Source organism: Enterobacter cloacae complex sp. SHL018 (assembly GCF_049237905.1).
GTDB classification, from domain to species: Bacteria; Pseudomonadota; Gammaproteobacteria; order Enterobacterales; family Enterobacteriaceae; genus Enterobacter; species Enterobacter hormaechei_C.
Window position 1 is genome coordinate 264,884 of sequence record NZ_JBMKJE010000002.1, and the last position, 19,483, is coordinate 284,366.

The following is a 19,483-nucleotide window of genomic DNA, read 5'->3' on the forward strand; positions in this document are numbered from 1 at the left end:
CGAAGCGCCACCGGGCAATGACATTACACGCCGATATTACGTAGTTTCTCCCCTCTCATCAGCTTGCGTTCAATATGCTCCAGGGTCACGCCTTTGGTTTCCGGAATCAGCCAGAAGGTCACGCCGATAAATGCCACGTTCAGCACTGTATAGAGCCAGAAGGTGCCTGCCGCGCCAATCGCATCCAGCAGCGTCAGGAAGGTCGCGCCAATGATCATGTTCGACACCCAGTTGGTGGTGGTGGAACAGGTGATACCAAAGTCACGGCATTTCAGCGGCTGAATTTCAGAGCACAGGATCCACACCACCGGCGCGGCGCTCATCGCGTAACCGGCGATGCACATCATGGTCATGCCGACGGAGAGCCAGGAGAGGCCGCTTGACGCCGTGCCGTTATCGAACTGCATCAGGCAGTAGCCGAGTATTAAGGTGCCGAGCGCCATCACGCTAAAGCCAATTTTCAGGGCCGGTTTACGTCCGGCCTTATCAACGGTGAACACCGCGATAAAGGTGGCGAACATAAAGGTCAGCCCTACCACCAGCGTGGCGATCATCTGCTGTTCGGTGGTGGTAAAACCGGCCATTTTAAAGATGCGTGGGGCGTAATACATGATGATGTTCATCCCCGTGAACTGCTGCATCGCCTGTAACAGCATGCCGAGGAACACCGCGCGGCGCACGTTGCGGTTTGCCTTAAACAGCGACCAGCCGCCCTGCTTCAGCTTCAGGCTCTCGCGGATTTCGTTCAGCTCTTCACGCGCTTTTTCAGACGTGTCGCGCAGCATTCGCAGCACCTCTTCCGCCTCCACGTGACGCCCTTTTTGCGCCAGCCAGCGCGGGCTGTTCGGCAGGAAAATGACTAACACAATCAGCAGCACCGCAGGCAGCGCCAACACGCCAAGCATTGCCCGCCAGTTGCCGCTGTAGCTGAAGTATGTATCCGACAGGAACGCCAGCACGATACCGAGCGTCACCATCAGCTGGTACATGCTGATCATCTTCCCGCGCACGTTTTCGCTCGCCATTTCGGAGAGGTAAAGCGGCGCGGTGTAGGACGCGATACCCACCGCCACGCCCAGCAGCACGCGGGAGAGCAGCAGCACCTCAACGTTGATGGCAAACGCCGAGCCAATGGAACCGGCAACAAACAGGATCGCCCCAACCATCAGGCTGTATTTGCGCCCGAGACGGAACGACAGCCAGCCATTAAACAGTGCGCCGATGGCCGCACCCAGCATCATGCTGCTCACCACCCACTCTTGCAGGCGGTTGCTTAACGTAAAGTGGTCGGTAATAAAGGGCAGTGCGCCAGCGATAACGCCGATATCCAGACCAAACAGTAAACCGGCTACGGCGGCCGCAACAGAAACAAACTGGTTCATGCGTCGGGTATCGCGCAGCGCAGCGGGCATAAGGGTAGAGTCATTTACAGATGTCATAGTTTCCTGCCTCAACAGCGAAATTCGTTAAGTGAAATTACGAGATACCGGAAGAAAGTGTCAGGCCGGAACTGGTGAAGATATGGATTATTTCGCTACGACATACCGATCTGTGATGGACATTACAATTTCAAATCAGGGTGGTTTAACCTTATTTTTTATTAATTAGTTAATATTTAAGGCAATAAATGTGTGATACCTGTCATTCATTCCTTTTCAGTATGGATTTTTCATCTTTAAGGATATGGATAAAGCCAATTTTGGCGCAAAAAAAACCTCCACCCGAGGGCAGAGGTTCTTTATTCGGGGTGAATTATCGTGCCAGCCAGCCGCCGTCAACGGCAACGGTGTAGCCGTTAATATAATCCGAAGCCGGGGACGCCAGGAACACAACCGGGCCCATCAGATCGCTCGGCAGACCCCAGCGACCCGCTGGAATACGCTCCAGGATTGCCGCGCTGCGCTCTTCATCCGCACGCAGCTGCTGGGTATTGTTGGTGGCCATGTAGCCCGGCGCAATCGCGTTGACGTTGATGTTGTGCTGCGCCCACTCGTTCGCCAGCAGACGGGTCACGCCCATCACGGCACTCTTCGATGCGGTGTAAGACGGCACGCGGATGCCGCCCTGGAAAGAGAGCATGGAGGCAATATTGATGATCTTGCCCCCTTTCCCCTGGGCGATGAAGTGCTTCGCAGCCGCCTGGGACATAAAGAACACGCTCTTGATGTTAAGATTCATCACGTCGTCCCAGTCCGTTTCGCTGAAGTTAATCGCGTCTTCACGACGGATCAGGCCGGCGTTGTTGACCAGAATATCGATATGCCCAAACTCCGCCACCGCGCGATCCAGCAGCTCAGGGATCGCATCGATTTTGCGCAGGTCCGCGGTCAGGCTCAGGAAACGGCGGCCCAGTGCGGTAACGCGCTCGATGGTTTCCGTTGGCTCAACGATGTTAATCCCGACGATATCGCAGCCCGCTTCAGCCAGACCTAACGCCATACCCTGCCCCAGCCCGGTGTCACAACCGGAAACCACAGCCACTTTACCTTGCAGAGAAAATGCATCCAGAATCATGTTTATTCCTTAATCGTTCAGCGCCTGTCAGCAACAGGCAGATATATACTTAACTGCCTGCGACTAGCGCAGATCCTTAACAGCGACGTGGTCCATGTCATCGAAGACCTGGTTTTCACCGACCATACCCCAGATAAAGGTATAGGCTTTCGTTCCCACGCCAGAGTGGATGGACCAGCTCGGCGAAATGACCGCCTGCTCGTTGTGCATAACGATATGGCGCGTCTCCTGCGGCTGTCCCATCATGTGGAACACGCAGGCGTCTTCATCCATGTTGAAATAGAAGTAGACCTCCATGCGGCGCTCGTGGGTATGGCACGGCATGGTGTTCCACAGGTTGCCCGGCGCAAGTTCGGTCAGCCCCATGCTGAGCTGACAGGTTTCCAGCACATCCGGAACAAAGTATTTGTTGATGGTGCGACGGTTGCTGGTGAGGTTATCGCCAAGGGTCACCGGGGCAACATCCGCTGGCGTGACTTTTTTGGTGGGGTAAGTCGTATGAGCCGGGGCGCAGTTGTAGTAAAACTTCGCCGGTTTGCTGCCATCAATGCTGGCGAACACCACTTCTTTCGCCCCTTTGCCGACGTACAGCGCGTCGCGGTGACCAATTTCGTAGCACTGGCCATCAACGGTAATGGTGCCCGGCCCGCCGATGTTAATCACGCCCAGTTCACGGCGTTCGAGGAAGTAGCTCACGCCCAGCTGTTTGCCCACTTCACCGCCCACGGAGACGGTTTTCGCCACCGGCATAATCCCGCCCACAATAATGCGGTCAATATGGCTGTAGACCATGGTGTACTTGTCGGCTTCGAACACTTGCTCAACTAAAAACTCACTGCGCAGCCCCTGAGTATCCAGCGTTTTAGCGTGCGCACTGTGGATGCTTTGTCTGACGTCCACGTAAACCTCCAGAATTGATCGTGCCCGAAGGCAAAGATAATTAACGAAACAACGTTCCGTTTTCGTGATGAACACATATTATCCCCTGATCACGGGGTTTTCAATTGCATTTAAAACAACGTTTCATTTTTTCTGCTTGTTTATGCCAGAAATGGTGTTTCGATCACGATAAATCTTTAAGACCCTCAATCTGGTTAATGAAACTGAGAAAGTGCGCTGTCAGTCACACATAATGAAACAACGTTTTGATAATTTATCACCTAGTTTTCAACCTACATTACGCGTTCAAAGGAGTGCATTATGGCTAAAGGTATGCGGGTCAAGCTGAACTATGAGGTCAGCCGCGATCCGGATACAGGCGTGGAAGTCACCCGCCTGACCCCACCGGAAGTAACCTGTCATCGCAACTACTTTTACCAGAAGTGCTTCTTTAACGATGGCAGCCACCTGCTGTTCGCCGGGGAGTTCGACGGTCACTGGAACTATTACCTGTTGGATCTGAAAAAAGCCGAAGCGGTACAGTTGACCGAAGGCGCGGGCGATAACACCTTTGGCGGTTTCCTCTCTCCGGATGATAAATCCCTCTACTATGTGAAGAACGATCGCACCCTGCTGGAGGTGAATTTACAGACGCTGGCAGAGCGCGAAGTGTACCGCGTCCCGGAAGAGTGGGTCGGCTACGGCACCTGGGTCGCGAACAGCGACTGCACCAAACTGGTGGGTATTGAGATTGCCAGACGTGACTGGACGCCACTCAACGACTGGAAAATTTTCCACGACTTCTTCCACAAAGGGCCGCACTGCCGCCTGCTGCGCGTTGATCTGAAAACGGGTGAAAGCACCACCATTCATGACGAGAAGATCTGGCTGGGACATCCGATATATCGCCCGTTCGATGACAATACCGTGGCCTTCTGTCATGAAGGGCCGCACGACCTGGTCGACGCCCGCATGTGGCTGGTCAACGAAGATGGCAGCAACGTGCGGAAAGTGAAAACGCACGCGGAAGGTGAAAGCTGTACACATGAATTTTGGGTGCCGGACGGGTCCGCGCTGATCTACGTTTCTTACCTGAAAGGTCAGCAAGGGCGCACAATCTCCCGCTTCAACCCGGACACCGGCGTGAATGAAGCGGTAATGAATATGCCCGCCTGTTCGCACCTGATGAGCAACGTCGACGGCACCCTGCTGGTTGGCGACGGCTCCGGTACGCCTGTCGATGTGAAAGACACCGGCGGCTACACCATTGATAACGATCCTTATCTGTATGCCTTTGACGTGGCAAAGAAAGCCTGTTACCGCATCGCCCGTCATGACACCTCATGGGCTACGGTGGCGAACAGCCGCCAGGTAACCCACCCGCATCCGTCCTTCACGCCGGACGAAAAAGCGGTGCTGTACAGTTCCGATAAAGACGGCAAACCGGCCCTCTATATCGCGAAACTCCCTGAGCAACCTGAAATGTTGCATGCCTGACTTGAGTTAGTGTTTCTGTAACTGGCCTTGCCCTCCGATTCGGAGGGCTTTTTTTTGGGTGATTGCGCGGCGCTTTTTGCCGGGTGGCGCTTCGCTTACCCGGCCTACGAAACGACGGATTGGAAGGAAGGTGTAGGTCGGATAAGAAGGTGTAGGCCGGGTAAGCGAAGCGCCACCCGGCGGTTTTAGCGAAGAAGATAAATTATCAGAAGGAGTACGCCACGCCTAAACGGAAACGGGTCTGGCGTTCGTCCGTGTCTTTAACCCCCACGTTGCCCACCTCCACATACGGCGCCCAGTTTTTATCCCATTTGTAGGCCAGCTTGGCGTTATATTCGTTGGAATAATCTTTATTGTTATTTCGGGCCACGCCTTCAGAACTTTTCGCGTAAACATAGTTCAGCTCGGTACGCCAGTCACCTAATACCCAACCGACCCACGCATCGCCACGGTTAACTTTATCATCGTCCTTATTTGAGCTTGACGGGTAGCGGGTATATTCGTAACGGTAACGCGCAGCCACGTAGAAGCCATTATCGAAGCTATATTGCACATGCAGATTCGGTTTATAAATGGTGCGACTGTCTGTGCTTTCAATCGTAAACGCAGGGGTCAGGGCAATATTGTCTGTCGCTTTCCAGCGCCAGCTAATCTGATCTTCGTGACCGTTCCCCACTACATCCGCGAATGGCTGATCTGCCTTGTCCCCGCCTGATTTCCACTTCGCCTCGACTGAAAAACCGAAGCCATTATCAAAGCGGTGCGAGACGGCAACACGGTCGGCATTCGAGCCGCTGTCAATATATTCGTGACGCAGATCGATGGTAACGGCGCTAGCCGCAAAAGAGGCACTAATAAGGGAAGCAAGGAGCAGAGATTTCTTAAACATGAAAAAATCCTCAATTAAAATAACGTTTCTTTTTTATGAAACTTGAGTTTATTTTTTATGCACCTTTATTTTAGTGACAAGGATCGAAATTATTTGTTTCATTTTTTTTGGCAAAGATTGACGTGAACCCCATCAACAAAAAAAGGGTATTAACCGTAAATTTCAGGCGTGAGATCACATTAAGCACTTCACAAAGCAAATAATTAACCGCGCAATAATTATTGCGGGCTTCAGAAAGAACGCATAAGTGTTAAAAAAGGATTCTGCGGACACAAAAAAACCTCCCGTGGGAGGTTTTCTGTGCGCAGAGGGAGAAATTACCGTTCGATAGCCAGGGCCACCCCCTGCCCCCCGCCAATACAGAGCGTTGCGATCCCTTTTCGGGCGTTACGCTTTTTCATTTCGTGGACCAGCGACACCAGAATGCGGCAGCCGGAGGCGCCAATGGGATGGCCCAGCGCGATGGCTCCGCCGTTGACGTTGACCCGCAGCGGATCCCATTCCAGCATTTTCCCGACCGAGATCGCCTGTGCAGCAAAAGCTTCGTTGACCTCAATCAGATCCACATCGTTCAACTCCCAGCCCGCCCGCTCCAGGCAGCGGCGCGTGGCATAGACCGGGGCGATCCCCATTAACGCGGGATCAACGCCCACGCTGGCAAACGCTTTGATCCGCGCCAGCACCGGCAGCGCCAGCTCCTGGGCTTTGCTTTCACTCATCATCATCACCGCCGCCGCACCGTCGTTAATGGATGAGGCGTTGCCTGCCGTTACGGAACCGAGCGTTTCAAAGGCCGGATCGAGTTTTGCCAGCCCTTCTGCGCTGGCATCGGTGCGCGGCTGCTCGTCGGTATCGACGATGAGCGCTTCACCGTTCTGGCGCTGGGTACTGACCGGGACAATTTCATCGCGAAAACGCCCGGAGTCGATCGCTGCACGCGCTTTTTGCTGTGAGCTGAGGGCATATGCATCCTGAAGCTCGCGGCTGATACCGTATTCCCGCGCCAGGTTTTCCGCCGTTACGCCCATATGGTAGTCGTTGAAGGCGTCCCACAGCCCGTCGTGAACCAGGCTGTCAAGCAGCTGACTATTCCCGAGCTGCGCGCCGGTCCGGCTGTCGGTCAGGACATGCGGGGCGCGGCTCATATTCTCCTGCCCGCCAGCAATGACCACGTCCGCTTCACCGCACTGGATGGCCTGCGTCGCAAGATGGAGCGCTTTCAAACCTGAACCACAGACGTCGTTGATGGTAATTGCCGAAACGGTATTAGGCAGGCCGCCCTTCAGCGCCGCCTGGCGCGCAGGGTTTTGTCCCGCGCCAGCGGTCAGCACCTGGCCCAGGATCACCTCATCAATTTCATGTGCGGCAATCCCGCTGCGTTCCACCAGCGCTCTTACCACCACGCTGCCAAGATCAACCGCAGAGTGACGCGCAAGCGCTCCCTGAAAACAGCCGATAGCCGTACGTAACGCACCCACTATAACGACATCTTTCATCACGACCTCTGTGCAAAATGACATGACGATAGTAGAGGATTGTTATCAACAATTGACCCAAATGTTTAAAAATAGTGAGTTTAGTCACAGGATTATCGTGCGTCCTGTAAGTACTGGCGCAGCCAGCTTCCGGCGACGCCGGGCGGGGTTCGTTTGTTCCATACCAGATCGATGGCAATCGACCTCGGCCAGCCCGGCACGTTCAGCTGAACCAGCGATTTCGACGCGGCAAATTCGTCGACCAGCGCGCAGGGTAACGCGCACCAGCCAAAGCCCTGTACCGCCATGCTCAGCAGTAACAGATAATTCGGCGCAGACCAGACCGGCCCGCGCGAAAGGGGCGCTTCCCGTTCAAGATAGGTGCTCAACCGCAGCTCGCGCCAGCCATGCAGCTCGTCCGCCTGCGTCTCATGTTGCCCTGCCAGAGGATGTCCGGCAGAAACGTAGATGGCCATCCGCGTCTGCATAGGCAGACGGGTCGCGCCAATATCGGTCGGGTAGCTGTCGCGCGCTTCCGTCAGGCCAATTTGCGCCCGCTCCTTTTGCAGCAGATCGATCACGTCCTCCTCTTCTCCAATCAGGCACTCAAATTCCGTGTGCGGAAAACGCTGGTCGAACTGGCTCATCATCTCTTCCAGCACGGCCGGGTTAAGCGTATCGGAGAGAACAAAGGTAAAACGCGCCTCCGTTTGCGCGGTTAACGATACGGCCAGCTCATCCAGGCGCGCGCTGGCGGCGAGTATCGACTGGACATAGCCCAGCACCTGTTCACCCTGGGCGGTTAATACCGGGTGACGCGCCGAGCGATCGAACAGCTCAAAGCCAAGGTCAGCTTCAAGGTTGGCGATGGAGGTGCTGATGGTGGACTGGCTTTTACGCAGCCGCCGTGCCGCAGCAGAAAACGAACCTGCGGCGACAGTTTCAACAAACGCGGTCAGTGCTTCGGGAGAGTAACGCATGATGTATCTACTTTATCGATGGATACCATCTTTTATATATCACCTTAAACGATAAGAATAGGCGGCATCAACGCCCATACTGGCGTCTATATGAGGTAAATATGCAATATCAGGATGCACTCCAACGTAAATTGCCGGAGCGGATCTTCCATGCCGTCTGTTTTGAAGGCATTGCTACGGCGATCCTCGCCCCGACGGCCGCGTGGCTAATGCAGCGCTCGGTGGTTGAAATGGGGGGGCTCACCATTATTCTGGCGACCACGGCAATGCTCTGGAACATTATCTATAACTTTGGCTTCGACCGTTTCTGGCCCGTCCAGCGGGTGAAGCGCACGGCGAAAGTGCGCGCCCTGCATGCCCTGGGTTTTGAATGCGGCTTTATTGTGATTGGCGTAACCATCGTTGCCGCCGTGCTGGGCGTGACGCTGCTCCAGGCTTTTACCCTGGAAATTGGTTTCTTTCTGTTCTTCCTGCCGTACACCATGCTCTACAACTGGGCGTACGACACCCTGCGGGAGAAAATCATCAAGCGCCGCCAGCAACGACGCGCCCTGGCAAGCGAATAACCTTCCGGCCGGAGACCTGCTCCGGCCCACCCCCTGCGAAGCAACGGCGACCTCAACGCATAATTATGGTAAATTGCACTCCTTTTTGTTCGTTTTATAGTTGATACGTTGCTCTAATGTCGAAAATTTGGTCAAAAGAAGAGACTCTCTGGAGTTTCGCCCTCTACGGCACTGCCGTGGGCGCAGGAACCCTGTTCTTGCCCATTCAGCTCGGCTCTGCTGGCGCGATTGTCCTGCTGATCACCGCCCTTGTGGCGTATCCCTTAACCTACTGGCCGCATAAAGCGCTGGCGCAATTTATTCTGTCGTCGAAGACGAAAGGCAACGAAGGGATCACCGGTGCCGTTTCGCATTACTACGGCAAAAAGATCGGCAACCTGATCACCACACTCTATTTTGTGGCCTTCTTTGTGGTAGTTCTGATTTACGCGGTGGCGATAACCAACTCACTCACTGAACAGCTGGCGAAACGGATGACGGTGGATACCGGCATGCGGATGCTGGTGAGCTTTGGCGTAGTGCTGATTTTGAATCTGATCTTCCTGATGGGGCGGCACATCACCATTAAGGTGATGGGTTTCCTTGTCTTTCCGCTGATCGCCTATTTCCTGTTTGTCTCGCTGTATCTGACGGGCAGCTGGCAGCCGTCGCTGCTGACCAGCCAGATGGCCTTCGACCAGCATACGCTGCACCAGGTGTGGATTTCGATCCCGGTGATGGTTTTCGCTTTTAGCCATACTCCGATCATCTCGACCTTCGCCGTAGACCGTCGCGAGAAATACGGTGAAGAGGCGATGGGTAAATGCAAAAAAATCATGAAAGTGGCGTACCTGATCATCTGCCTCAGCGTGCTGTTCTTTGTGTTCAGCTGCCTGCTTTCGATTCCACCGTCGTATATCGTGGCGGCAAAAGAGGAAGGGGTGACGATCCTGTCCGCGCTGTCGATGATGCCATCGTCCCCGGCATGGCTGGGCATTTCCGGCATTATCGTGGCGATTATTGCGATGTCGAAATCGTTCCTCGGCACCTATTTTGGCGTGATTGAAGGGGCAACGGAAATTGTGAAATCGTCGCTGAATCAGGTGGGTGTGAAGAAAAGCCGCGCCTTTAACCGCGCGATTTCGATTCTCGGCGTGTCGCTGATTACCTTTGCGGTCTGCTGCATCAACCCGAATGCGATCTCAATGATTTATGCCATCAGCGGTCCGCTTATCGCCATGATCCTGTTCATCATGCCGACGCTGTCGACGTACCTGATCCCGTCATTAAAACCGTACCGCTCCATCGGTAACCTGCTGACGCTGATTTTGGGTGTGCTGTGTGTGTCGGTGATGTTTGTGGGTTGAGTATGCTGCCCGGCGCAATGCCGGGCATCTGTTTTACGCCCGAATATCGTCATACTCCCGCGTATTATCAAACTCATGCTTCGCAAATGGACACAGCGGGATAATTTTACGATTCTCACCGCGCATCTTCTCTACCACCTTCGCCACCAGCTGTTTACCCACACCCTGCCCTTTCAGGCTCGGATCCACATCGGTGTGCTCAATGATGCTCAGATGCTCGCCGGTCGGGACAAAGACGATCTCCGCTACCTGATTGCCTTCGGCGTCGTTGACGTAAAACTTGTTATGGCCTTCAAGAATTTCCATGGTTCCTCGCTTATTTTTGGCGGTACTTCAGCGCACCGCTCGGGCAGGTATCAATTACGCGCATAACCGTTTCTGCATCTACTTCATCCGGCGCGATCCATGGTTTACGCTTCAGATCGAACAGCTTCGCGCTGCCGCGCACGCAGTTGCCCGAGTGTTTGCAGATCCCGGTGTTGAAGTAGACATCGATTTTCTCACTGGTATAGGCCCGGTACCCCGCATCCAGTAGCTCCTGATCCATGACATTGCCTCTGTAATTATTGTGGTGACAAAAGAAGCATACCCTCACCCGATCCGCCTGACCACGTCAAAAACGAGGTTTAGCCACACTCTTTTCAGCGCATGACTTCTTCACGTTCATAGGATTATTCCGAATACAAGAACACCCGTTGCGAAGATATATTTTTGCGCTGTGTCAATTCTTGTAATAATTCACGCCACGTTCACATTAGGATTATTAGCTAAGCGCAATCTTAACCTCCGGATTTATTTTCATCTAACTGATGGATTTCCCATCCGTTTTTAAAACTCGTAACGAAGCGGTATTTCTTCACTCCCTGCAAAATTACCGCAAAACAACCCAGACAAGAAATTTGACTCTTCTCACATAACGACTAATGTTAATTTCTGAACGACAACTGATACGAATTACTTATCGTATCTCCTGACATAAACGCAACATGAGGGTTGATATATGGCAGAGCAACATCGTGGTGGTTCCGGTAATTTCGCTGAAGACCGTGAAAAGGCATCAGAAGCTGGACGTAAAGGCGGCCAGCACAGCGGCGGTAATTTCAAAAACGATCCGCAACGCGCATCTGAAGCGGGTAAGAAAGGGGGTCAGAGTAGTCATGGCGGAGGCCGTAAATCTGATAACTCCTGATCTTATTTAAAGCTCTTATAAATATACCGAGAGCATGCTGCGGGCCCGTCGGCTCGCAGTACCTTCCCTTTATTTTACTGGAGCGAAAATATGAATATGAAAACTGTTGAAGATGTATTTATTCACCTGTTATCCGACACCTACAGCGCTGAGAAGCAGCTGACCCGCGCGCTAGGCAAATTAGCTCGCGCCGCATCCAGCGAGAAGCTAAGTGCCGCGTTCACGGCTCACCTCGAAGAGACGCAGGGACAGATCGAACGTATCGATCAGATTATTGAGCAGGAATCCGGTCTCAAACTGAAGCGCATGAAATGCGTTGCGATGGAAGGCTTAATTGAAGAAGCCAACGAAGTTATTGAGAGCACTGAGAAAAATGAAGTGCGTGACGCTGCATTAATTGCCGCAGCTCAGAAAGTTGAACATTACGAAATTGCCAGCTACGGCACCCTGGCCACCCTGGCTGAACAATTAGGCTATAAAAAAGCCGTTAAACTTCTTGCCGAAACGCTGGAAGAAGAAAAAGAAACCGATCTCAAATTAACCGATCTGGCTGTCGGTAATATTAATCAAAAAGCCCAGAAAGGATAAATAATAATTTGATGAGCATCAGCACCAAAAATTAACCAGAAAATAAATCACAGGAGTTAATTATGAATCATGTAGAACACTACCATGATTGGCTACGCGATGCCCATGCGATGGAAAAGCAAGCCGAATCCATGCTGGAATCAATGGCCAGCCGTATTGATAATTATCCCGACTTACGTGCACGAATTGAACAACACGTTAATGAGACTAAACACCAAATTACCGTGCTGGAAGAAATTCTCGACCGCAATGATATTTCCCGTTCGGTCATAAAAGATTCCATGAGTAAAATGGCGGCGCTCGGCCAGTCCATTGGCGGCATGTTCCCTTCCGACGAAATTGTTAAAGGCTCTATCAGCGGCTACGTTTTTGAGCAGTTTGAAATTGCCTGCTACACCTCTCTGCTGGCTGCGGCCAAACAAGCGGGCGATACCGCCTCCATTCCAGCCCTTGAATCCATTCTGGAAGAAGAGCGCCAGATGGCAGACTGGCTGCTCCAGCATATTCCACAGACGACGGAACAGTTCCTGCTGCGCTCCGACGCGGATGGCGTTGAAGCGAAAAAATAACAAAAGAGGGAGAATGTATGTTTCGACACGTAAAACAGCTGCAATACACGGTACGCGTAGCCGAACCGAATCCGGGCCTGGCCAATCTTCTGCTTGAGCAGTTTGGCGGGCCACAGGGCGAACTTGCCGCGGCATGTCGTTACTTTACGCAAGGATTGAGCGACGACGATCCCGGTCGTAAAGATATGCTGATGGATATCGCGACCGAGGAGTTAAGTCACCTGGAAATTATCGGCACCCTGGTGGGTATGCTGAATAAGGGTGCGAAAGGCGAACTGGCGGAAGGCGTTGAAAATGAAGCGGAACTGTACCGCTCCATGACCGAGAACGGCAACGACAGTCATATCACCTCGCTGCTCTACGGCGGCGGTACTCCGCTTACTAACTCCGCAGGCGTACCGTGGACGGCGGCGTACGTGGATACCATTGGCGAACCGACCGCGGATCTGCGCTCTAACATAGCGGCCGAGGCGCGCGCCAAAATTATCTACGAACGGCTTATTAACGTAACGGACGATCCGGGTGTTAAAGATGCGCTGGCGTTTTTAATGACGCGTGAGGCAGCACACCAGCTCTCGTTTGAGAAGGCGCTCCAGTCGATCCGTAACAATTTCCCACCGGGTAAATTGCCGCCAATCGAAGAGTACACCAACAAGTACTACAATATGTCTGAGGGGGGAGAAGTTCGCGGCAGCTGGAACAGCGATAAGCACTTCGACTACGTGGAATCTCCTCAGCCAGCGGTCGATGGCGGTGACGGCGGCGCAAGCGTAACGCTCACTACAGAGCAGGAAACGCTGGTCAAAGCGATGTGCGCACGCACGAAATCCGACCCTAATGCCGATCCGCTTACCGGTGCCGAGCTTGGTGCAGGTAAGAAAAAACCGTAACCGGTTTTGCCAGGCAGCCTGAGGCTGTCTGGCAATGCCTTGTGCGCTATCAGTTCCAGAGGTACGGAGCATGTTCGAGCTTGATGCGTTTCATCTGGCCAGGATACAGTTCGCCTTTACCGTCTCTTTTCATATTCTCTTCCCGGCGATCACCATCGGGCTTGCGAGCTATCTGGTGGTTCTCGAAGGCATGTGGCTTCGCACCAAAAATGATGTCTGGCGCTCGCTATACCATTTCTGGCTGAAAATTTTCGCCGTCAACTTTGGTATGGGCGTGGTTTCCGGGCTGGTCATGGCTTACCAGTTTGGGACTAACTGGAGCGGCTTTTCCCAGTTCGCAGGCAGCATAACCGGCCCTCTGCTCACCTATGAAGTACTAACCGCCTTCTTCCTGGAAGCTGGTTTCTTAGGCGTGATGCTGTTCGGCTGGAACAAGGTCGGCCCCGGCCTGCACTTCTTTGCCACCTGCATGGTGGCGCTGGGCACGCTGATGTCCACTTTCTGGATCCTCGCCTCCAACAGCTGGATGCACACCCCGCAGGGCTTCAGTATTCAGAACGGTCAGGTCATTCCCGAAGACTGGCTGGCCATTATCTTTAACCCCTCATTCCCTTACCGCCTGATCCATATGTCCATCGCCGCCTTCCTGTGCAGCGCCTTGTTTGTGGGCGCGTCCGGGGCATGGCATCTGCTGCGAGGTAACGATACGCCCGCTATTCGCACAATGTTCTCCATGGCCATGTGGATGGCGCTGCTGGTCGCGCCCATTCAGGCCGTGGTTGGGGATATGCACGGCCTGAATACGCTTGAGCACCAGCCTGCCAAAATCGCCGCGATTGAAGGCCACTGGGAAAACCCGCCCGGCGAGGCCACCCCGCTGCTGCTGTTTGGCGTACCGGATATGGAAGAGGAGCGCACCAAATACGGGCTTGAAATTCCCGCGCTCGGCAGCCTGATCCTGACGCACAGCCTGGATAAACAGGTCCCTGCGCTGAAGGATTTCCCGAAAGAGGACCGCCCTAACTCGCTCATCGTCTTCTGGTCCTTCCGCATTATGGTCGGCATGGGGCTGCTGATGATTACCCTTGGCGTGCTGAGTGTCTGGCTGCGCTATCGCCGTCGACTCTATCACTCGCGGCCATTCCACTGGTTTGCCCTCTGTATGGGGCCTGCCGGACTGCTCGCGCTGCTCGCCGGGTGGGTCACCACCGAAGTGGGCCGCCAGCCGTGGGTCGTTTACGGCTATCTGCGCACGATAGATGCGGTGTCTCTGCACAGCACGTTGCAGATGAGCATCAGCCTGCTGGCCTTTATCGTGGTCTACTGTTCGGTATTTGGCGTGGGTTATGTGTATCTCGCCCGGTTGATTAAGAAAGGTCCGCAGCCTGTGGGCACGCTAACGTCTAATACGTCGGGCACCCCTGCCCGTCCGCTGTCCGCCGCCGAGTCTGTTCCGGAAGAGGAGAAGATCTGATGGGCGTCGATATCCCGGTCATATGGTTTGCCATTATTGTCTTCGCCACGCTGATGTACATCATCATGGACGGTTTCGATCTCGGTATCGGCATGCTGTTCAGCTTTGTGGGCGATGCCAAAGAGCGCGACGTGATGGTGAACAGCGTCGCCCCGGTCTGGGACGGAAATGAAACCTGGCTGGTTCTCGGCGGCGCAGGGTTGTTCGGCGCGTTTCCGCTGGCCTACGCGGTAATAATCGATGCCCTGACCATCCCGCTGACGGCCATGCTGATCGGGCTTATTTTCCGCGGCGTGGCGTTTGAGTTTCGCTTTAAGGCGACCCCTTCCCACCGCAAATTCTGGGACTACTCATTTGCCGGCGGTTCCCTGCTGGCAACCTTCAGCCAGGGGATCGTGGTTGGCGCGATGATTAACGGCTTTGACGTGGAAGGGCGTCGCTTTGTGGGCTCCTCGCTGGACTGGTTCACCCCGTTTAATCTGTTCTGCGGGCTGGGCTTAATTGTCGCCTATACCCTGCTGGCTACCACGTGGCTGATCATGAAAAGCGAAGGCGCGCTGCAAAACCGGATGCGCGAGCTGACCCGCCATGTGCTGCTGGCGCTGATCGCCGTTATTGCGGTGGTAAGTATCTGGACCCCGCTCGGCTGGCAGTTTGTCGCCGAGCGCTGGTTTACTCTGCCTAACTTCTTCTGGTTCCTGCCGGTTCCGGTTCTGGTCGCGGTATTCAGCCTGTGGATCTGGCGGCTGACGCGCAATCCCGACAGCCATGCCCGTCCGTTCCTGTTAACGCTGGGCCTGATCTTCCTCGGCTTTAGCGGCCTGGGCATCAGCCTGTGGCCACACATTATTCCGCCGCACATCACCCTGTGGGAAGCCGCCGCGCCACCTGCCAGCCAGCTGTTTATGCTGATCGGTACGCTGTTAATCATCCCGGTGATCCTGGTTTATACCGCCTGGAGCTACTACGTCTTCCGGGGCAAAGTGTCTGATACCGAAGGTTATCATTAAGGATTGCTATGGCAGGCTGGCATACACGCGCCATTATTTACCAGATTGATACCGCCCTGTTTTACGATCTTAACGGCGATGGCTGTGGCGACATCGCCGGAATCACCGCGAAGCTGCGCTACATCCGCCGGATGGGCGCGACGGTCATCTGGATCACCCCGTTTTACCTCACGCCTTTTCTCGATGAAGGCTATGACGTGAGCGACCATTTGCAGGTCGATCCCCGCTTCGGCAAGCTCAACGATATCATCGCCTTTATTGAACAGGCGCGGGAGCTGGGGATGCAGGTCATTATTGAGCTGCTGATCCAGCATACCTCGGATGCGCATCCCTGGTTTCAGCAGGCCCGCCGCAACCCTCAGTCACCCTACCGGGACTATTATCTCTGGTCCGACACGGACGACGACGATACGCCACCGATGTTCCCCGGCGTGGAGAAGAGCATCTGGACATGGGACGACGAGGCGGGGCAATACTACCGGCATATGTTTTATCACCACGAGCCGGATCTCAATCTGGCCTCCCCTGCGGTGCTAAAGGAGATTGAGAACATCATCATCTTCTGGCTAAAGCTCGGGGTGTCGGGCTTTCGCCTGGATGCGGCATCGCACCTGACAAAACAGGCCGGACATGGGGATGAAAAACGCGGCCTGTGGATCCTGGAGCATCTGCGCCGTCTTATCGGGCAGCGTAACCCGGACGCGATCCTGCTCGGCGAAGTCGACGTGGAGGTCGAGGCCTACAAAGATTATTTTGGTCAGAACGACCGGCTCAACCTGGTGCTGAATTTCTGGCTCAATAAGTACTTTTACGTCAGCCTGGCAGAGAAGAGCGCACGACCGCTGCGCAACGCGGTGAAGAAGATGATTGTGCCGCCGGACTCCTGCTGCTTCGCCAACTGGCTGCGCAATCATGATGAGCTGGATCTGGAAGGGATAGGAAAAAAAGCGAAGCAGACCGTCATCGATACCTTTGCCCCTGACGAAGAGATGAGTGTGTATCAGCGAGGTATCCGCCGCCGTCTGGCGCCGATGCTTAATGGCGATCGAAAGCGGCTGGCCTTTTGCCATGCGGTCTTGTTTTCGCTGCCGGGCGTACCGGTCATGCGCTACGGGGATGAGATTGGCATGGGGGATGATTTGGATCTGGAGGAGCGTTACGCCGTACGCACCCCGATGCAGTGGGCCGGATCGCAAGGCGGCGGTTTCTCAGATGCCGACCCGGAAACTTTTGTCGCCCCGATGATTGACCACGGCCCGTACCGCTATCAAAAAATCAACGTGGCGGATTCGCTGTTGCACCGCAACTCACTCCTGCACTGCATTATCGATATCGCCAATACGCGCTCGGAGTTCCCTGAGATCGGCGTCGCGCCGTTTCGTCTTATTAATATCGACAGCGATGCGGTACTGGGGATCTATTACGAAACCGACACGCGCAGCATTCTGACCTTCGTTAACTTCAGCGATAAGCCCGTTAATTTTACCGCCAGAGGGATCCGGCATGCGACCTGGACCGCCTGCCTGGCGGACAAACGCTACAACGACGCGCTGGTGTGCGGCAAAACCGTCGCGCTTAACCTCAGCGGCTATGGCTACCGCTGGTTCTGGACCGATCGTACCGCACTGCGCTGATTATCGTCTCCGCGAGAGCAGCAGACGGGCCACGATCGCGCCCGTGACGGCAAGGGAGCCGAGCAGCACTTTCCCCGGCATGCCGGAGGTGACGCTGATAGCGCGCTCTTTTGCTTCGTCGGTGAAGTGCCCGTGGATTTTATGCAGGTCGTTAACCGGCTGATCCAGATAGTCCTGACGGTCATCCGCATTTAACGTATCGGTCATCTGCCCTTCCCAGGCCTTTTTAACCATCAGCCGCTCCAGAAAGCCGGGGAAAAGAAATTGCCCGACAATCGACTGGACGGTGCTGCTGCCCACCCACAGTTCCCGCACCGGTTTCTGCGCCACCTTAAAAATAGCGCTGGCAGCTACTTCCGGCTGAAAAACGGGAGGAACCGGGCGCATCGCCCAGGCAAATTTATTCCTCGCCCACTCGAACTGCGGCGTATTGAGGCCCGGCATCTGTACCATTGCGATCTGCACCCGGCTGTTTTCATGCATCAGTTCGGTGCGCACGGCATCGGTAAATCCGCGGATCGCGGCTTTCGCCCCGCAGTAGGCTGACTGCAAGGGAATGGAACGGTAGGCCAGCGCGGAGCCAACCTGAATAATCGTTCCACGATCGCGTGGGGTCATTAACTCCAGCGCGGCGCGGGTGCCGTTAACATAGCCCAGATAGGTCACCTCGGTGACGCGGCGAAACTCCTCAGGCGACATGGTGCGAAACGGCGCCAGCATCCCGCCCATGGCGTTATTCACCCACACATCGATGGCCCCAAGCCGGTATTCAATCTCGTTAGCAGCATCGGTCACCGCCTTGCTGTCGGCCACGTCGGCCTGAACGGCACGGGCGTTGATCCCAAAACGGCGCAACTCCTCTTCTGTGGAGCGCAGGCTCTGCTCGTCGCGGGCAATGATGCCCACATCGTAGCCCGCTTTGGCAAAGTGCAGCGCCGTGGCTTTCCCCACGCCCGCCGTACCGCCGGTAATAACGATCACAGCCATAGCCTTTCCCCTTGTTTCAGACGTTATCCCAGCCGGAGAGTATTTCGATCAGTTCAGAAAGGGAATAACGCACCGCTTTATCCACCACATCCTGACATTCACCGGAAAACAGCACGGTGCGGGTTTCGGTCTGTCCGCAAATATTCCAGCCGAAGCAGACCGTACCGGCTGCGGTGCCATCGTCTCCGCCTTCCGGTCCCGCATAGCCGCTGATGGCAAGGCCAATATCCGCCTCGGCAATTTCGCGAATTTTAGCGGCCATCTCGGTCACCGTTTGTTCACTGACGGCGGTGAAGCGCTCAATGGTTTCGTGCCGCACGCCGAGGATCCTCTCCTTCGCCGCATCGCTGAACACCACCATGCCAACGTCATAAAATTCCGCCGTGTTCTCTTCGGCACAAAGCGCAACAGCGAGATTGCCGCCGGTACAGGACTCTGCGGTGGTTAACCGCAAACCTCTGTCCGTAAGCTGAGTGGCGAGCTTTTTCGTCAGCTCGCTGATGGTGCTGTTGCTGTCGTGAATAAGGTTGCTCATCGCGTTGCCCCTTAATTTTCGTCCGGAATAATAGAAATATGACCATTACGCTCAAGAATAGCGTATTTAATCTCCTTCAATTCTGTAATACCGTGATTCTGGCGGGCTGATACCAATATATCATCACAGGACACATCGACCTTTTTCAGTTTATCGGCAAGGGGAACACCGTTCTCCACCAATATCACCGGCGTGCCATCAAGAATATTCTCAACAGTGGAAAAATATTTTTTCAGCAGGCCAAAAATAATATCCACAACCACCAGCGTCGTTATTGTAATCATCGCGCCGGTGACGGAGAAATCTTCGCCAAGCAGCGCCTGTTGTGTCGCCTCACTGATAATTAAGAGCAAAATAAGGTCAAAACTGGTCATTTGTAGCAGAGCGCGTCGCCCGGCAACTTTAAACACAATGACCAGAAACAGGTAAATTGCCAGGGCACGAAAAACCATGTCCATATT

At 54.4% G+C, this 19,483-nt stretch carries 21 protein-coding genes; 10 read left to right on the forward strand and 11 right to left on the reverse strand.

All coding sequences use genetic code 11. The features are described from left to right. Window positions 1-23: 23 nt before the first annotated feature. From ACOTY5_RS11035 to kduI, 3 genes are all read right to left on the reverse strand, one after another. The gene (locus ACOTY5_RS11035) at window positions 24-1,439 is read right to left on the reverse strand and encodes a sugar porter family MFS transporter (RefSeq protein WP_023295370.1); all 1,416 of its coding nucleotides are present in this window, start codon (window positions 1,437-1,439) and stop codon (window positions 24-26) included. Between the two features lie 313 nt (window positions 1,440-1,752). Continuing rightward, window positions 1,753-2,514, reverse strand: coding sequence for a 2-dehydro-3-deoxy-D-gluconate 5-dehydrogenase KduD (kduD, locus tag ACOTY5_RS11040; protein WP_003862835.1), 762 nt, complete (start codon window positions 2,512-2,514; stop codon window positions 1,753-1,755). 63 nt (window positions 2,515-2,577) lie between these two features. Continuing rightward, a complete protein-coding gene (gene kduI / locus ACOTY5_RS11045) occupies window positions 2,578-3,414 on the reverse strand; it encodes a 5-dehydro-4-deoxy-D-glucuronate isomerase (protein ID WP_017382863.1) in 837 nt (278 codons plus the stop codon). A gap of 300 nt (window positions 3,415-3,714) precedes the next feature. On the opposite strand from kduI, the gene ACOTY5_RS11050 reads away from it, so the two are divergent. Further along, window positions 3,715-4,890, forward strand: coding sequence for an oligogalacturonate lyase family protein (locus tag ACOTY5_RS11050; RefSeq protein WP_045141959.1), 1,176 nt, complete (start codon window positions 3,715-3,717; stop codon window positions 4,888-4,890). A gap of 205 nt (window positions 4,891-5,095) precedes the next feature. Here the strand turns inward: ACOTY5_RS11050 and ACOTY5_RS11055 are convergent, their stop codons facing one another. From ACOTY5_RS11055 to ACOTY5_RS11065, 3 genes are all read right to left on the reverse strand, one after another. Next, complete coding sequence (locus tag ACOTY5_RS11055; protein WP_023304360.1) at window positions 5,096-5,779, reverse strand: oligogalacturonate-specific porin KdgM family protein; 684 nt, start codon at window positions 5,777-5,779, stop codon at window positions 5,096-5,098. A 317-nt stretch (window positions 5,780-6,096) separates the two neighbouring features. After that, window positions 6,097-7,275 (reverse strand): acetyl-CoA C-acetyltransferase, encoded by a 1,179-nt coding sequence (locus tag ACOTY5_RS11060; protein WP_015571770.1) that lies wholly within the window; start codon window positions 7,273-7,275, stop codon window positions 6,097-6,099. 92 nt (window positions 7,276-7,367) lie between these two features. Further along, window positions 7,368-8,234 carry a LysR family transcriptional regulator gene (locus ACOTY5_RS11065; RefSeq protein ID WP_015571771.1) on the reverse strand — a complete coding sequence of 289 codons (867 nt, stop codon included), beginning with the start codon at window positions 8,232-8,234 and terminating at the stop codon, window positions 7,368-7,370. Window positions 8,235-8,335: 101 nt separating this feature from the next. On the opposite strand from ACOTY5_RS11065, the gene ACOTY5_RS11070 reads away from it, so the two are divergent. Together ACOTY5_RS11070 and ACOTY5_RS11075 are read left to right on the forward strand one after the other, a co-directional pair. Beyond that, complete coding sequence (locus ACOTY5_RS11070; RefSeq protein WP_017382868.1) at window positions 8,336-8,800, forward strand: multidrug/biocide efflux PACE transporter; 465 nt, start codon at window positions 8,336-8,338, stop codon at window positions 8,798-8,800. Window positions 8,801-8,916: 116 nt separating this feature from the next. Next, window positions 8,917-10,146, forward strand: coding sequence for an amino acid permease (locus ACOTY5_RS11075; protein ID WP_045141957.1), 1,230 nt, complete (start codon window positions 8,917-8,919; stop codon window positions 10,144-10,146). A gap of 33 nt (window positions 10,147-10,179) precedes the next feature. On the opposite strand, the gene ACOTY5_RS11080 is transcribed toward ACOTY5_RS11075, so the two are convergent. Both ACOTY5_RS11080 and yjdI read right to left on the reverse strand, forming a co-directional pair. Beyond that, window positions 10,180-10,452: a GNAT family N-acetyltransferase gene (locus ACOTY5_RS11080; protein ID WP_003862848.1), complete on the reverse strand. Its 273-nt coding sequence runs from the start codon at window positions 10,450-10,452 to the stop codon at window positions 10,180-10,182. Window positions 10,453-10,462: 10 nt separating this feature from the next. After that, window positions 10,463-10,693 carry a 4Fe-4S mono-cluster protein YjdI gene (yjdI, locus tag ACOTY5_RS11085; protein ID WP_045141956.1) on the reverse strand — a complete coding sequence of 77 codons (231 nt, stop codon included), beginning with the start codon at window positions 10,691-10,693 and terminating at the stop codon, window positions 10,463-10,465. Window positions 10,694-11,146: 453 nt separating this feature from the next. Here yjdI and ACOTY5_RS11090 point away from each other — a divergent pair, with 453 nt between their 5' ends. From ACOTY5_RS11090 to ACOTY5_RS11120, 7 genes are all read left to right on the forward strand, one after another. Then, window positions 11,147-11,335, forward strand: a complete 189-nt coding sequence (locus ACOTY5_RS11090) for a general stress protein (protein ID WP_015571775.1) — start codon at window positions 11,147-11,149, stop codon at window positions 11,333-11,335. 90 nt (window positions 11,336-11,425) lie between these two features. Further along, window positions 11,426-11,923 (forward strand): ferritin-like domain-containing protein, encoded by a 498-nt coding sequence (locus ACOTY5_RS11095; protein ID WP_045141955.1) that lies wholly within the window; start codon window positions 11,426-11,428, stop codon window positions 11,921-11,923. Between the two features lie 62 nt (window positions 11,924-11,985). Beyond that, the gene (locus ACOTY5_RS11100; RefSeq protein WP_017382870.1) at window positions 11,986-12,492 is read left to right on the forward strand and encodes a ferritin-like domain-containing protein; all 507 of its coding nucleotides are present in this window, start codon (window positions 11,986-11,988) and stop codon (window positions 12,490-12,492) included. A gap of 17 nt (window positions 12,493-12,509) precedes the next feature. Next, a complete protein-coding gene (locus ACOTY5_RS11105) occupies window positions 12,510-13,382 on the forward strand; it encodes a manganese catalase family protein (protein ID WP_015571777.1) in 873 nt (290 codons plus the stop codon). 70 nt (window positions 13,383-13,452) lie between these two features. Then, window positions 13,453-14,856 (forward strand): cytochrome ubiquinol oxidase subunit I, encoded by a 1,404-nt coding sequence (locus tag ACOTY5_RS11110; protein WP_017382872.1) that lies wholly within the window; start codon window positions 13,453-13,455, stop codon window positions 14,854-14,856. Further along, entirely contained in the window at window positions 14,856-15,866 is a 1,011-nt protein-coding gene (cydB, locus tag ACOTY5_RS11115; RefSeq protein WP_015571779.1) for a cytochrome d ubiquinol oxidase subunit II, read from the forward strand. The genes ACOTY5_RS11110 and cydB overlap by 1 nt, the downstream gene beginning before the upstream one ends. Before the next feature lie 8 nt (window positions 15,867-15,874). After that, window positions 15,875-17,500: an alpha-amylase family protein gene (locus ACOTY5_RS11120; RefSeq protein WP_045141954.1), complete on the forward strand. Its 1,626-nt coding sequence runs from the start codon at window positions 15,875-15,877 to the stop codon at window positions 17,498-17,500. Here ACOTY5_RS11120 and ACOTY5_RS11125 read toward each other — a convergent pair whose 3' ends face one another. The 3 genes from ACOTY5_RS11125 to ACOTY5_RS11135 are packed head-to-tail and all read right to left on the reverse strand — an operon-like array spanning window position 17,501 to window position 19,480. Then, window positions 17,501-18,487, reverse strand: coding sequence for an SDR family oxidoreductase (locus tag ACOTY5_RS11125; protein WP_045141953.1), 987 nt, complete (start codon window positions 18,485-18,487; stop codon window positions 17,501-17,503). A 16-nt stretch (window positions 18,488-18,503) separates the two neighbouring features. Next, complete coding sequence (locus ACOTY5_RS11130; protein ID WP_039269856.1) at window positions 18,504-19,022, reverse strand: 2-oxo-tetronate isomerase; 519 nt, start codon at window positions 19,020-19,022, stop codon at window positions 18,504-18,506. An 11-nt stretch (window positions 19,023-19,033) separates the two neighbouring features. Further along, window positions 19,034-19,480 carry a DUF421 domain-containing protein gene (locus ACOTY5_RS11135; RefSeq protein ID WP_006811854.1) on the reverse strand — a complete coding sequence of 149 codons (447 nt, stop codon included), beginning with the start codon at window positions 19,478-19,480 and terminating at the stop codon, window positions 19,034-19,036. Window positions 19,481-19,483 lie beyond the last annotated feature (3 nt).

Excerpts from the sequence above, each read along its gene's own strand:
- ACOTY5_RS11075 (WP_045141957.1), top strand. The coding sequence starts at position 8,917 with ATGTCGAAAATTTGGTCAAAAGAAGAGACTCTCTGGAGTTTCGCCCTC.
- ACOTY5_RS11060 (WP_015571770.1), bottom strand. The coding sequence starts at position 7,275 with ATGAAAGATGTCGTTATAGTGGGTGCGTTACGTACGGCTATCGGCTGT.
- ACOTY5_RS11135 (WP_006811854.1), bottom strand. The coding sequence starts at position 19,480 with ATGGACATGGTTTTTCGTGCCCTGGCAATTTACCTGTTTCTGGTCATT.
- ACOTY5_RS11095 (WP_045141955.1), top strand. The coding sequence starts at position 11,426 with ATGAATATGAAAACTGTTGAAGATGTATTTATTCACCTGTTATCCGAC.
- ACOTY5_RS11110 (WP_017382872.1), top strand. The coding sequence starts at position 13,453 with ATGTTCGAGCTTGATGCGTTTCATCTGGCCAGGATACAGTTCGCCTTT.
- ACOTY5_RS11120 (WP_045141954.1), top strand. The coding sequence starts at position 15,875 with ATGGCAGGCTGGCATACACGCGCCATTATTTACCAGATTGATACCGCC.
- yjdI (WP_045141956.1), bottom strand. The coding sequence starts at position 10,693 with ATGGATCAGGAGCTACTGGATGCGGGGTACCGGGCCTATACCAGTGAG.
- ACOTY5_RS11130 (WP_039269856.1), bottom strand. The coding sequence starts at position 19,022 with ATGAGCAACCTTATTCACGACAGCAACAGCACCATCAGCGAGCTGACG.
- cydB (WP_015571779.1), top strand. The coding sequence starts at position 14,856 with ATGGGCGTCGATATCCCGGTCATATGGTTTGCCATTATTGTCTTCGCC.
- ACOTY5_RS11080 (WP_003862848.1), bottom strand. The coding sequence starts at position 10,452 with ATGGAAATTCTTGAAGGCCATAACAAGTTTTACGTCAACGACGCCGAA.
- kduD (WP_003862835.1), bottom strand. The coding sequence starts at position 2,514 with ATGATTCTGGATGCATTTTCTCTGCAAGGTAAAGTGGCTGTGGTTTCC.
- ACOTY5_RS11035 (WP_023295370.1), bottom strand. The coding sequence starts at position 1,439 with ATGACATCTGTAAATGACTCTACCCTTATGCCCGCTGCGCTGCGCGAT.
- ACOTY5_RS11100 (WP_017382870.1), top strand. The coding sequence starts at position 11,986 with ATGAATCATGTAGAACACTACCATGATTGGCTACGCGATGCCCATGCG.
- ACOTY5_RS11050 (WP_045141959.1), top strand. The coding sequence starts at position 3,715 with ATGGCTAAAGGTATGCGGGTCAAGCTGAACTATGAGGTCAGCCGCGAT.
- ACOTY5_RS11070 (WP_017382868.1), top strand. The coding sequence starts at position 8,336 with ATGCAATATCAGGATGCACTCCAACGTAAATTGCCGGAGCGGATCTTC.
- ACOTY5_RS11065 (WP_015571771.1), bottom strand. The coding sequence starts at position 8,234 with ATGCGTTACTCTCCCGAAGCACTGACCGCGTTTGTTGAAACTGTCGCC.
- ACOTY5_RS11055 (WP_023304360.1), bottom strand. The coding sequence starts at position 5,779 with ATGTTTAAGAAATCTCTGCTCCTTGCTTCCCTTATTAGTGCCTCTTTT.
- ACOTY5_RS11090 (WP_015571775.1), top strand. The coding sequence starts at position 11,147 with ATGGCAGAGCAACATCGTGGTGGTTCCGGTAATTTCGCTGAAGACCGT.
- ACOTY5_RS11105 (WP_015571777.1), top strand. The coding sequence starts at position 12,510 with ATGTTTCGACACGTAAAACAGCTGCAATACACGGTACGCGTAGCCGAA.
- ACOTY5_RS11125 (WP_045141953.1), bottom strand. The coding sequence starts at position 18,487 with ATGGCTGTGATCGTTATTACCGGCGGTACGGCGGGCGTGGGGAAAGCC.